The sequence below is a fragment of the Acidovorax sp. A79 genome, assembly GCF_041154505.1.
In the GTDB taxonomy this organism is placed as follows: domain Bacteria; phylum Pseudomonadota; class Gammaproteobacteria; order Burkholderiales; family Burkholderiaceae_C; genus Acidovorax.
Map to the genome: position 1 here is coordinate 5,236,246 of NZ_AP028672.1, position 12,379 is coordinate 5,248,624.

12 protein-coding genes and 1 pseudogene are annotated in these 12,379 nt (G+C 67.4%); 11 read left to right on the top strand and 2 right to left on the bottom strand.

The features are described from left to right. Positions 1 to 94: 94 nt before the first annotated feature. From ACAM51_RS24170 to ACAM51_RS24180, 3 genes and pseudogenes are all read left to right on the top strand, one after another. Positions 95 to 1,570, top strand: a complete 1,476-nt coding sequence (locus ACAM51_RS24170; RefSeq protein WP_369642126.1) for a benzaldehyde dehydrogenase — start codon at positions 95 to 97, stop codon at positions 1,568 to 1,570. 229 nt (positions 1,571 to 1,799) lie between these two features. Beyond that, the gene (locus ACAM51_RS24175) at positions 1,800 to 2,567 is read left to right on the top strand and encodes a coniferyl-alcohol dehydrogenase (RefSeq protein WP_369642127.1); all 768 of its coding nucleotides are present in this window, start codon (positions 1,800 to 1,802) and stop codon (positions 2,565 to 2,567) included. Positions 2,568 to 2,756: 189 nt separating this feature from the next. Further along, positions 2,757 to 3,347: pseudogene (locus tag ACAM51_RS24180) on the top strand (alpha/beta hydrolase); the annotation flags it as partial. On the opposite strand, the gene ACAM51_RS24185 reads toward ACAM51_RS24180, so the two are convergent. Then, positions 3,251 to 3,484: a hypothetical protein gene (locus ACAM51_RS24185; RefSeq protein WP_369643883.1), complete on the bottom strand. Its 234-nt coding sequence runs from the start codon at positions 3,482 to 3,484 to the stop codon at positions 3,251 to 3,253. The pseudogene ACAM51_RS24180 and the gene ACAM51_RS24185 overlap by 97 nt on opposite strands. A 48-nt stretch (positions 3,485 to 3,532) precedes the next feature. Between ACAM51_RS24185 and ACAM51_RS24190 the strand changes: the two genes are divergently transcribed. From ACAM51_RS24190 to ACAM51_RS24220, 7 genes are all read left to right on the top strand, one after another. Further along, the gene (locus ACAM51_RS24190; RefSeq protein ID WP_369642128.1) at positions 3,533 to 4,768 is read left to right on the top strand and encodes an ABC transporter substrate-binding protein; all 1,236 of its coding nucleotides are present in this window, start codon (positions 3,533 to 3,535) and stop codon (positions 4,766 to 4,768) included. Between the two features lie 89 nt (positions 4,769 to 4,857). Next, entirely contained in the window at positions 4,858 to 5,760 is a 903-nt protein-coding gene (locus ACAM51_RS24195) for a transporter (protein ID WP_369642129.1), read from the top strand. 36 nt (positions 5,761 to 5,796) lie between these two features. Continuing rightward, positions 5,797 to 7,140, top strand: coding sequence for an ABC transporter substrate-binding protein (locus ACAM51_RS24200; protein WP_369642130.1), 1,344 nt, complete (start codon positions 5,797 to 5,799; stop codon positions 7,138 to 7,140). Between the two features lie 6 nt (positions 7,141 to 7,146). Beyond that, positions 7,147 to 7,917, top strand: a complete 771-nt coding sequence (locus ACAM51_RS24205; protein ID WP_369642131.1) for an ABC transporter ATP-binding protein — start codon at positions 7,147 to 7,149, stop codon at positions 7,915 to 7,917. 62 nt (positions 7,918 to 7,979) lie between these two features. Then, entirely contained in the window at positions 7,980 to 8,777 is a 798-nt protein-coding gene (locus tag ACAM51_RS24210; RefSeq protein WP_369643884.1) for an ABC transporter ATP-binding protein, read from the top strand. Then, positions 8,774 to 9,673 (top strand): branched-chain amino acid ABC transporter permease, encoded by a 900-nt coding sequence (locus tag ACAM51_RS24215; RefSeq protein ID WP_369642132.1) that lies wholly within the window; start codon positions 8,774 to 8,776, stop codon positions 9,671 to 9,673. Before ACAM51_RS24210 ends, ACAM51_RS24215 begins: the two co-directional genes overlap by 4 nt. 11 nt (positions 9,674 to 9,684) lie before the next feature. Continuing rightward, positions 9,685 to 10,737: a branched-chain amino acid ABC transporter permease gene (locus tag ACAM51_RS24220; RefSeq protein WP_369642133.1), complete on the top strand. Its 1,053-nt coding sequence runs from the start codon at positions 9,685 to 9,687 to the stop codon at positions 10,735 to 10,737. A gap of 114 nt (positions 10,738 to 10,851) precedes the next feature. On the opposite strand, the gene ACAM51_RS24225 is transcribed toward ACAM51_RS24220, so the two are convergent. Beyond that, positions 10,852 to 11,241, bottom strand: coding sequence for a nuclear transport factor 2 family protein (locus ACAM51_RS24225; protein WP_369642134.1), 390 nt, complete (start codon positions 11,239 to 11,241; stop codon positions 10,852 to 10,854). Between the two features lie 144 nt (positions 11,242 to 11,385). On the opposite strand from ACAM51_RS24225, the gene ACAM51_RS24230 reads away from it, so the two are divergent. After that, a complete protein-coding gene (locus ACAM51_RS24230; protein WP_369642135.1) occupies positions 11,386 to 12,336 on the top strand; it encodes an AraC family transcriptional regulator in 951 nt (316 codons plus the stop codon). Positions 12,337 to 12,379: the final 43 nt, after the last annotated feature.

A 12,379-nucleotide genomic window follows, 5' to 3' on the forward strand; every position in this document is an offset into this window, starting at 1 on the left:
GTTGGGGCGCGTGGGGCTGGTACGCCCGTTGCAATTTGAGGTCACACCGCCGCGGCAATGCGGTGGGTTTTGATTTCAACCAAGGAGCAATGCAATGGGTGTTTCAGAAAAACCAGGCCTGCTGGACAACCGCCTGTGGGCGGGCAAGGCCTTTGACGGTGCGTGGGAAACTTCGCTGAGCACAGCGCGTGACGCGGTCGAGCCTGCTACGGGCCAGGTGCTCAGCCGTGTGGGCATTGCCAGTGCGGCAGAGATGCAGGCCGCCATTGGCCGGGCGCAGCAAGCGCAGGCTGCATGGGCTGCCACGGGGCCGCGCGAGCGTGCGGCGGTGTTCCATCGTGCAGCCAGTATTTTTGAGCTGCACTTTGACGAGCTGGCCATGGCAGTCGCCCGCGAAACCGGCGGCATCTTGCCCAAGGGCCAGCACGAGGTGCGCGAGGCCATCACGCTTTGCCACCTGGCCGCAGCCCTGCCCATGCAGGCACAGGGCCAGGTGCTGCCCAGCACGCCCGGCCGCCTGTCCATCGCCCGGCGCGTGCCGCACGGCGTGGTGGGCGTGATCTCGCCGTTCAACTTCCCGCTCATCCTGGGATTGCGCTCGGTGGCCCCGGCGCTGGCGTTGGGCAACGCGGTGGTGCTCAAGCCCGACACCCGCACGCCGGTGAGCGGCGGTTTCATCATGGCCCGCGTGTTTGAAGAAGCCGGTCTGCCCAAGGGCTTGCTGCAGGTGGTGCCCGGCGACGCCGAGGCGGGCGAGGCGCTGGTGGTGGACGAGCGCGTGCCCATGATCGCCTTCACCGGCTCACCCGCCGTGGGCCGCCGCATCGGCGCGCTGGCGGGGCAGCACCTGAAGAAGGTGTCGCTGGAGCTGGGCGGCGCCAACAACCTCATCATTCTGGAAGACGCCGACCCCGATGCTGCGGCCAGCGCCGCCGCGTTTGGCGCGTGGTTCCACCAGGGGCAGATCTGCATGGCATCGAACCGCATCCTGGTGCACGAGTCGATTGCTGAAGCCATCCTGCAGCGCATGGTGGGCAAGGCCACGCACCTGCCCGTGGGCGATGGCGCCAGCGGCCAGGTGGCCCTGGGCCCGATGATCGACGCCAAGCAGCTGCAGCGCTTCGACAAGGTGATCAAGGACAGCGTGGCCCAGGGCGCAAAGCTCGAAGCGGGGGGCACCTACGAGGGCCTTTGCTACAAGCCCACGGTGCTCTCGGGCGTCAAGCCCGGCGTCCGTTCGTTTGACGAAGAGCCCTTCGGCCCGGTGGCCAACCTCGTCACCTTCCGCACCGACGACGAGGCCGTGCAACTGGCCAACACGAGCCAGGGCGGCCTGGCTGCGGCCGTCATCAGCCCCAGCGTGGGCCGCGCGATGGCCATCGGCCAGCGGCTGCGTGCGGGCATGGTCCACATCAATGACCAGACGGTGAACGATGAGTGCACCAATCCCTTTGGCGGCCCCGGTGTGGGTGGCAACGGGGGCAGCGTGGGTGGGCCTGCGGACATCGATGAGTACACGCAGTGGCAGTGGATCACGGTCAAAGACGCGCCGCCCGCATTCCCGTTCTAGCAGCGACAACCCCCTGAGGCGCTGCGCGCCTTCCCCCTTCTCTCGAATCGCTGCGCGATGCGGGAAGGGAGACGCCGCCAGCGCGGCGGGGCGGCCCTTGCGCGGCGGCCCTCGCCTGGGCTGCGCCAGTTGCCGAGGTTGGCTGCATGTCTTAGGGCCAGAGCACGCGAATAGCCCAGGTCTCCACGGACAAGGGCTCCCATCGACACAAATTAAGGAGACAACTTTCATGACCCTTCACAACAAAACCATCGTCGTCACCGGCTGCTGCTCGGGCATCGGCGCAGACTTTGCCAAGCTCGCCCGCCAGCAGGGCGCCCGCGTGATCGGTGTGGACCGCAATGCGCCCACGCTCACGCTCGACGGCTTTGTGCAAGTGGACCTGGGCGACCCGGCCGCCATTGACGCCGCCGTGGCGCAACTGCCCGCCAAGATCGATGCGCTGGCCAACATTGCAGGCGTGCCGGGCACATCGCCCGCCGAGCTGGTGGGCCGCGTCAACTATCTGGGACTGCGCCACTTCACGCACCGTGTGCTGGAGCGCATGGGCGAGGGCGGCTCCATCGTCAATATCTCTTCCATCCTGGGGGCCGAGTGGCCCCAGCGCCTGGAAACCCACCGCGCCCTGGGCGCCACCACCAGCTTTGATGACGGCGCGAAGTGGCTGGCCGCCCACCCCGTGGCGCAAGACACCTGCTACCAGTACTTCAAGGAGGCGCTGATCGTGTGGACCTACACCCAGTCGCAAAAGATCTTCATGGAGCGCGGCGTGCGCATGAACTGCGTGGCCCCGGGCCCCGTGTTCACGCCCATCCTGGGCGACTTTGTGCAGATGCTGGGCCAGGAGCGGGTGGAGAAAGACGCGCACCGGATGAAGCGCCCGGCCTTCAGCGATGAAGTGGCGCCCGTCATCGCCTTTTTGTGCAGCGACGCGGCACGCTGGGTGAGCGGCATCAACCTGCCCGTGGATGGCGGCCTCGCCTCCACCTACATCTGAGCGAAGGGGCGACACATGTCCGCACAACAGCTCCAGGCCATCCTGCAGATGGCCGCGCAAAACCCACCGCCAGCCCAGCCCACCCCCGGGCAGCTGCGCGCGTGGTTTGATGCCAGCAACTCGCAGATGCCCCTCGCCCAGGGGCTTCCCATCCAGACGCTGCGCATCCCCAACGGGGCGGGCGGCACCATGGCTGCGGAGTTGCTGAGCACGCCGCAGGCTGACCCGCGCAGGCTCATCATTTACTACCACGCTGGCGGATTTGTGTTTGGCTCGCTGGCCTCGCACCGGGCGCTGTGCTCGTACCTGGCGCAGTTCAGCGGAGCGCAGGTGCTCAACGTGGACTACCGCCTGGCACCGGAACACCCCGCGCCCGCAGCACACGACGATGCGCTGGCCGCCTACCAGTGGGCGCTGGCCAATGGCTATGCCGCGTCGGCCATTGCGCTGATGGGCGACTCGGCCGGCGGCAACCTGGCCTTGTCCACCGCCTTGCGTGCCCGCAACCAGGGGCTGCCGCTGCCTGCGGCCGTCGTGGCCTTGTCGCCCGCGCTGGACCTGGCGTCCGAAGGCGAGTCCCACCATACCGTGGACGACCCATTCATCACGCGTGAGCTGATGGGATTTTTCAACGCCATGTATGTGCCGGGTGGCGATGTGCGTTCGCCCACGGTCACGCCGTTTTACAGCGCCGACCTGCAGGGCCTGCCGCCCGTGCAGCTGCAGGTGGGCGGCTGGGAGCGCTTGCGCGACGACGCCGTGACCATGGCCGCACGCTTGAAGGCGGCGGGCGTTGAGGCGGAATGCACCGTGTGGGACGGCATGGTGCATTGCTGGCAGCTGTTTGCGCCCGTGCTGGATGAGGCGCTGGCTTCGCTGGAGCAGGCGGGGCAGTTCATCGCCGCGCGCCAGCGCATTGCCACAGCGTAGCGCAGCGCCCCCAAGGTAGCGACAAGGACGAACCCATGAAGAAACGACCCACCGGCGCATGCCGGGGCGCGAGCCTGCGCGGCGCAGGGAGTGCCGCGCTGTGGTGGCGCCTTCGTGCCCTGCTGCTGTCGCTCTGCCTGTGGCTGCTGCTATGGCACGCAGCCCACGCGCAGCAAGGCGCACAGCGGCCCATCAAGGTGGGTGCGGTCAGCGCCTTGAGCGGGCCCCATGCATTCCCGGAGTCCTCGCAGGCGGCCAAGGCCTACATCGACGCCGTGAATGCCGCCGGCGGCATTGGGGGCCGCCGCATCGAATACATCTCGCTCGATGAAGGGGTCTCGCCCGCCAGTGCCATGGCAGCGGCGACGAGGCTCATCAACGACGCGGAGGTTGTGGCGCTGGCGGGCAGTTCCGGCCTGCTGGACTGCGCGGTCAATGCGCCTCGCTACGAAGCAGCGCGGTTGATGTCGCTGCAAGGGGCCTCGGTCTCGCCTGCATGCTTCCGATCGTCGCATGTGGTGCCCCTCAACAACGGACCCTACGTGGGGCTGGCCAGCGCCGTGCTGTTTGCCCACCACACGCTGCGCAGCCGAAAACTGTGTGCCCTGGCGCTCGATCTGCCGGGCATGGCCGAGGGCTACCAGCAGGCGCTGGAGCGCCTGGGCGAAGCGAAAGCCATGGAGGTGCCACAGCTGCAGTTGGTGGGGGTTGACCAAGAACCTGCCCCCGTCCTTCGGGCCGTGAAGGGGCAGGGGTGCGACACCGTGATTTTCACGGGGCACGAGGCCGCGGTGCTCCGCTGGAGCGAGGCCGCCCACGCGCTGGGGGCGGGCGGCATGACCTGGATCTATCTCACCCCGGCCTACACCGACCGCGTGGCCCGCGCACTCGCCCCGCGGGATGGCGCCGTGTATGTGATGGCCGAGTTCGAGCCCTGGAAGAGCCGGTCCCTGCCGGCGCAGGACTGGCGCCGCCTGATGCAGGACGCCCGCTTGCCCCTGAGTTCGCTGTCGCAAGGCGGCTATGTGGCGGCCCAGATGCTGGTGCGCGCCCTGCGCCAGGTCGAGGGCCCCATCACCCGCGAGACCGTGACCCGTGCCCTGCAGCAGATGCCGCCCACCAGCCATCCCTTGCTGGGGATGCCATTCGAGATCGGCCACCGCCACGCCCACAACCCCAACCGTGCGGCCCTGCCGCTCAAGCTGCAGCAAGGCAATTGGTACATCGCCACCCCCGCCTGGATCGAGGTGCCCGAGTTGCTGGCGCCCTGAGGCCGTGCCGCAGCGATTTGTGAAAAGACCGATTTCCCGTGAGACCCGAAGCGTGCATTTCAAAAAACCAACCTGAACGAGGAGACAACATGACAACGCACTACAAAAAACCTTTCCGCCTAGCCGTGCTGGCCCTGGCCGGCACGCTGTGCACAGCGGCCTTCGCTACCGAGGGCGGAGGCTCCACCTATCCGCTGGGCACCGAGAACTTCATGGCGGGCGCCGCGCCGCCGCCCGGGCTGTATGTGCTGGAGTACCTCAACTACTACACCACCAGCCGCGTGAACGATGGCCAGGGCAACGCCGTGCCCATCCCCGGCTTCAAGGTGCGCGCCGCCGCCGCTGCCACGCGCCTGATCTGGATCACCCCCCAGGAGGCGCTGGGCGGCCTGGTAGCCGCGCACGCCATCCTGCCTGTGGTGGACCTGTCGGTGCGTGCCGGTGGTGCAAACGATTCGCGCACCGGACTGGGCGATGTGACGGTCGGGGGCTCGGTGGCCTGGCACCACTCGCCGCAGCTGCACAGCGTGGTGGGGCTTGACGCCGTGCTGCCCACAGGAGCGTATGACCGCACGCGCCAGGCCAATATTGGCCGCAACTATCTGTCGCTGCAGCCCCTGGGCGTGCTGACCTGGATGGACCCCAGTGGCTTCAACGGCGACGTGAAGGCCACGCTGAATTTCAACCGCACCAATGGCGACACCAACTACCGCTCGGGCCGCGAACTGATCGTGGACTACGCCGCGGGCTGGGGCCTGGGAAATGGCTGGGTGGTGGGCGTGGGCGGCTATGTGTACCGGCAGTGGAGCGACGACAAGGTGGGCGGCGTGGCGCTGGCGGGATCGCGTGGCCGCAGCCAGTCCATTGGCCCGTCGGTGCGCTACGCCAACGGCAAGGGCTGGCTCATCACCGCCAAGGTCGAAAAGGAGTTCGGTGTGCGCAACCGCGCCCAGGGCTCGCAGTTCTGGCTCAAGACCACCATCCCTTTCTGAACCCTGCAACTGAATTGATCACTGGAGACATTCCCCATGACAACCAACACCCCTGAATTCACCGTGGCCGCCTTGGAAACCGAACAGGCTACGTCCCCCACCATCTCGCGCCGTGGGCTGATCACGGCCGCGGGCGCTGGCGGTCTTGCGCTGAGCGCCGGCCCTCTATGGGCCCAGGCGGCCGGTGCCGCACCCGTGCTCAAGGTGGGCTTCATCAGCCCGCGCACCGGCCCGCTGGGTGCCTTGGGCGAGACCGACACCTTCATCCTGGCCCAGGTGCGCAAGACGCTGGCGGCGGGCCTGACCATCGGTGGCGTGAAGTACGCGGTGGAGATCCTGGACCGCGACACGCAGTCCGACCCGGCCCGCGCCAGCCAGCTGGCCAAGAGTCTGATCAACAGCGACAAGATCGACCTCATGCTCACCACCACCACACCAGAAACGGTGAACCCGGTGTCGGATGCGTGCGAGGCGGCGGGTGTGCCCTGCCTGTCCACCGTGATGCCGTGGGAGGCCTGGTACTTTGGCCGCGGCGCCAAGCCCGGCGCGCCTTCGCCCTTCAAATGGACGTACCACTTCTCGTTTGGCGGTGGCAGCTTCACCACGTCGTACACCTCGCAGTTTTCTGCGTTGCCCACCAACAAGAAGATCGGTGTGCTGTACCCCAACGATGCCGATGGCAACGCCATCCGCGCCACGCTGGCGCCCGAGCTCGCCAAGGCAGGCTTTACTGTGGTGGACGCCGGACCGTACGAGAACGGCACTACTGATTACTCCGCGCAGATCGCCAAGTTCAAGGCCGAGCGCTGCGAGATCTTCAACACCTTCCCCATTCCGCCAGACTTCGCCACCTTCTGGCGGCAGGCGGCCCAGCAGGGCTACACGCGCATGGTGAAGATTGCGCAGATCGCCAAGACGGGCCTTGTGCCCTCGCAGGTGGAGGCCCTGGGCCCGCTGGCGCTGAACCTGGGCGCGGGGTGCTTCTGGCACAAGAGTTTTCCCTACGCATCGGCGCTCACTGGCCTGACCGGCGTACAGCTGGCCGACGCGTACGAGGCCAGCACCGGCAAGCAGTGGACGCAGATGCTGGGCTCCACCATGTCGCTGTTCGATGCAGGCACCGAGGCGCTGAAAGCCAGCACCAACCCGCGCGACAAGGCAGCGCTGGCCAAGGCCATCAGCACCCTTAAGGCCATCACCATGCAAGGTCCGGTGGACTTTGCCAAGGGGCCCGTGCCCAACGTGTCGGTGACACCCGTCGTGGGCGCCCAGTGGGTCAAGCCCGCAGCGGGCAGCAAGTTCAAGCTCGACATCGTGGTCACCGAGAACGCCACCGACCGCAACATCCCTGTGGCGGCGGCGCTCAAGTCCTACAGCTGATCGTCCATGCCACATTCACCTCCATATCCGCAATCCCCGCCAGCGGGCGGGCCGCAGCATCTGCTGCAGGCCCGGGGCATCGACATGCGCTTTGGTGCCTTGAAGGTGCTGGACCAGCTCGATTTTTTGGTAGGCGCCGACGAGGCCGTGGGCATCGTCGGGCCCAACGGTGCGGGCAAGACCACGCTGCTGAACGTGCTGGCCGGGGCGCATGCGCCGAGCCAGGGCACTGTCTGGTTCCAGGGGGTGGATGTGAGCGCCCGCAGCGCGGCAGACCGCTGCCGTGCAGGCATTGCACGCACTCACCAGGTGCCCCGGCCGTTTCTGGGCATGACGGTGTTTGAAAACGTGCTCACCGGCGCCACGCATGGCGCGGGCCTGCACGCCCGCGATGCGGGTGACCGGGCCATGGAGTGTCTGCGCCTGTGTGGCATAGAGGCGCTTGCCAACCGCCGTGCAGAAACGCTGGGCCTGCTCGGCCGCAAGCGGCTGGAGCTGGTGCGTGCGCTGGCCACCGGCCCCCAGGTGCTGCTGCTCGATGAGATCGGCGGCGGGCTGACCGACGCGGAGGCCAGCGAGCTGGTAGCCATGGTGCGCACCATCCAGGCCCGCGGCATTGCCATCGTCTGGATCGAGCACCTGGTGCACGTGCTGCTGCAGGTCGCCACGCGTCTGGTGTGCATGGACGGCGGGCGGGTGATCGCCGATGGCGATCCACAAGCCGTGCTGAACGATGCGACGGTGGTCGAGGCCTATCTGGGCGGGGTGGCGGCATGAGCGCCGCCCGGCCGCCCGAAGGCGCTCGCACCGCAGCCGAAGGCGAAGGACATCGAATGAGTGTGTTGTTGAGCATTGAGACACTGAACGCCCACCATGGGCAGCTGCCTGCCGTGCGCAATGTGTCGCTGCAGGTGCGCCAGGGCGACATCCTGGCCCTGGTAGGGGCCAACGGTGCAGGCAAGACCACGCTGCTGCGCACGCTGGCCGGTGCACACCGCGCCAGCAGCGGCACGGTGCGGTGGGATGGTGTGGACATCACCCGCATGCCTGCCCAAGAGCGTGTGGCTGAAGGCCTGGCCCTGGTGCCCGAGGGGCGGCGCCTGTTTGCAGGCATGACGGTGCGCGAGAACCTGCTCGTGGCGCGTGCTTCGGGGCGGCGCGGGCAGTGGAGTTTTGACACCGTGCTGGACGCCTTCCCGCAGTTGGCCCCCAAGCTGGGCGCCCGCGCGGGCGAGCTGTCGGGCGGGCAGCAGCAGGCCGTGGCCATTGGCCGCGCGCTCATGACCAACCCGCGCGTGCTGCTGCTCGACGAAGTCTCGCTGGGCTTGTCGCCCCTGGCCGTGCAGGGCGTGTACGAAGCCCTGCAGGGCGTGATGGGCCAGGGCACTACGCTGGTATTGGTCGAGCAGGACCTGCAGCGCGTGCAGGCCGTGGCCAGCCGCATTGTCTGCATGCTCGAAGGCAGCGTGGTGGCCGACGCGCCCGCCGACCAGCTCACCCGGGCGCAGATCACCGCGTTTTACTTTGGCGCGCAGCGGCCCGAAGCTGCGCCCGGCAGCCACACCGCGGGCAGTGCCGACGGCGAAGCTGCCAGCCACGCAAGCCACACCCACCCTGCCCATAAGGAGGCCGCATGAACCTTGTCAACCAGATCCTCCAGGGCCTCCTGCTGGGCGGCTATTACGCATTGCTGGCCTGCGGGCTGTCGTTCATGTTCGGGGTGATGCGCATCATCAACCTGGCCCACGGCAGCCTGACCGTGGTGGCGGCCTACCTGCTGTGGGTGCTGGCCGAGCCGATGGGCTGGCACCCATTGCTGGCCCTGCTGGCGGTGGTGCCCGCCATGGCGCTGCTGGGCTGGCTGCTGCACAAGCTGGTGCTGGAGCGCAGCGCGCGCCTGGGCGCGCTGGTGCCCTTGCTGGCCACGTTTGGCCTGGCCAGCGTGATCGACAACGTGCTGTTCCAGCACTTCGGTGCCGACACGCGTTCGCTGGCCACCTCCATTGGCACGCTGGCGTACGACAGCTGGGAGCTGCCCGGCGGCCTGTATGTGGGGCAGCTGCCCACCCTGGTGCTGGTGCTGGCGGTGCTGCTGTTGGGCGGGCTGCATGCCATGCTGGCGCACACGGCGCTGGGGCGGCAGATCCGCGCAGCGTCGGAAGACGCCGACACCGCGCGCCTGGTGGGCGTGCGCACCGGCACGGTGTTTGCGGCGGCCTCGGCCATCACCATGGTCACCGTCACGCTGGCCGGGGCATCGCTGGCCCTGCGGGCCACGTTCGATCCGTTCTCGGGCCCGCAGCAGCTGATCTTTGCGTTCGAGGCCGTGATCATCGGCGGCGCGGGATCGCTGTGGGGCACGTTGCTGGGCGGCGTGGTGCTGGGCGTGGCGCAGAACCTGGGGGCGCAGGTGCACCCGCAGGGTTTTCTGATCGCCGGGCACGCCACTTTTTTGGTCATCCTGCTGGCCCGGCTCTACGCGAGCGGTGCGCTGCGCAGGTTCTTCTCCACCCGCCACAGGGCCTCGTCATGACTGCTCCTCCCATGATTTCTGCACCTCCCGCACCCACGGGTCCATCCCCATGGGTCATCCAGCGCTGGACGCGCGCGTCCATCGCCTTCGCCAGCGCCACCGCGTTGCTGCTGGCCGTGCTCTGCCTGGGGCCGCTGTGGCTGCAGGCGGGCACGGTGGACCGGCTCACTACGTTGTTCATCTACGTGATCCTGGCCGTGATGTGGAACGCTTTGGCGGGCTACGCCGGACTGGTGTCGATTGGCCACCAGGCGTTCTTTGGCCTCGGGGCCTACGCCATGGTGCGGCTGGCCGATGCGGGCCTGGGCCCGTACCCGGCGCTGCTGGTGGGCGCTGTGCTGGTGGCCTTGGTGGCGGTGCCGCTGGCGGCCTTCATGCTGCGACTTCAGGGCGGCGAATTCGCCATTGGCATGTGGGTGGTGGCCGCGCTGGCGCATCTGTGCGTGAACCTGGACAGCCTGGTGCAGGGCGAGACGGGCACCTCGATGATCGCGCTGCAGCAATACGCGGCCGACGACCGGCGCGCGTATACCTACTGGGCCGCGCTGGCTGCCATGGCGGGGCTGTGCTGGGTGGTCTTCCTGCTCTTGCGCAGCAAGGTGGGCACGGCCGCCCAGGCCATTCGCGACAACGAGACGGCGGCCATTTCGCTCGGTGTGCGCGTGGTCGCCATCAAGCGGCTGGTGTTTGTGCTGTCGGCGTTTGGCTGCGCGCTCGCAGGCGGGCTGTGGCTGGCCACGTCGATCAGCTTTCAGCCCAAGACCTATTTCAGCGTGCAGTGGACGGCCTACATGATCTTCATGGTGCTGGTGGGTGGCATCGGCACCATGGAAGGCCCCATCCTCGGCGCGCTGCTTTTCTTTGCAGTCGAAACCCTGTGGGGCGGGAAGGGCGTGCTGTATCTCATCGGCCTGGGCGCCATTGCCATGCTGTTCGCGCTCTTCCTGCCCAAGGGCATCTGGGGCGCGGTGCAGCAGCGGTGGGATGTGCACCTGCTGTCGGCGGGCTACCGGGTGCGGGCACACAAGCCGCGCAACCCTGAGGGAGAAGGTAATTTGCTATAAATTAAATAGCATCCAATGAATACAGATAAGCGCTGGGTGCCAATTTGATTCGGAAAAATGCCCGCGTGCGCCGCCCAACCTGGTGGGGGCAGCGTGCGCGGGCAGGGTGGGGAATCACTGGCCCCAGAACGCATCTTCCTGCGCCGGATCGCTGGAGAACAGGCGGACTTCCACAATCTTTCCATCCACGATGTGCAGCAGATCCATCCCCGCCTGCTGGAGCGTGAGGCCGTCGCGCTGGCCTGCAAACTCGATGCTCACGGCCACCCAGTCGCCGTTGGCCATGTAGTGATGGGCCCGGGTGATTGCAAACGTCCCGTTCGACACGGCCATCATCTGGCCGAGCATCTGGCCCACGGCCGCCATGCCACGGTGGGTGCCCGAGAACTGGTTGTGGCCCGGCTGGTGCCAGACCACGCCGGGTGAGACAACGCGGCCGAGGGTGGCCTGGTCGCCGGTTTGTGCGGCTTGGATGTAGGTCTTGGCGATATCAATGGCGTGCATGTGGATTCCTTGGTGGTTTTGGGGGAACGCCCCATTGGGCGCTGTGAGGTCATTGTTGGACAATCAATACCCGTGAAGATGGTGAAAACTGGGCGATTTACTGTCACTTCAGGACAAACCTCTGCGCCCCGCCGTTGCTGACCCATGACCCCACGCCACCACAAACCCGCCGCAGCCCGCCACCCCGACATCCAGCACCTGAGCTACCAGCCCGAGGGGCTGTACCCGCTCGACCTGGAGATATTCCGGGTATCGGACCTGCGGAAAAGGGTGGGCGGCCAGGCCCTGGCATCAACCTATCGCTACGCCTTTCCGACCCTGATCTTTGTGACGGAGGGAACCTGCATCCATCTGGTGGACTTCGAGTACGTGCGCTGCGGCCCGGGCTCGGTGCTGGTCCTGCGGCCCGGCAAAGCCCACAGCTTTGGAGACACCCAGGACTGGGACGGATGGATGGTGCTGTTCCGCCCCGAGTTTCTGTGGGCAGCGGCCCCCGCCGCGCAGGACCAAACCCCGATCGACGGGCTGGACGGCCTGCCGACCGCGTGGGCGCTGGGCAGCGACAGCGCGCAGGTGATCGCCCACGCCATCGCCCAGATGCACCAGGACACGCAAGCCCACTCCGCATCGCTGCATGCCCATGCCCTGTTGCGCTACCAGCTCTATGCCTTGCTGACACGGCTGCGCATGGCGTACGAGCAGCAGTCCGCGCAGCCGGCACCGCCGGGGCGCGCGCTGCAGAGATTCAAGGCGTTTGAACTGCTGGTGGAGAAGCACTTTGCCAGCTGGCACCAACTGCCCCGGTATGCGCAGCAGCTGGGCTGCTCCGAGAAAAGCCTGGTGCGCGCATCGCTGGAAGCAGCCGGGGTCACGCCCAAGGCCTTCATCTCCGCCCGCATCGTTCTGGAGGCCAAGCGCCTGCTGGCCCACACCACCTGGCCGGTGGCGCGCATTGCTGAGAGCCTGGGCTACAGCGACCTGGCGAACTTCATCAAGTTCTTCAAGCGCGAGGTGGGGTGCACCCCGACCGAATTTCGCAGCAGGCAGACGGCCAACCAGCAGGGGATGGCGGAGCGCCTGCAGGCAACGGGGTGAGGCACAGAAGGCGATTTCATCGTGGCGTGCCGACCAGACCCCG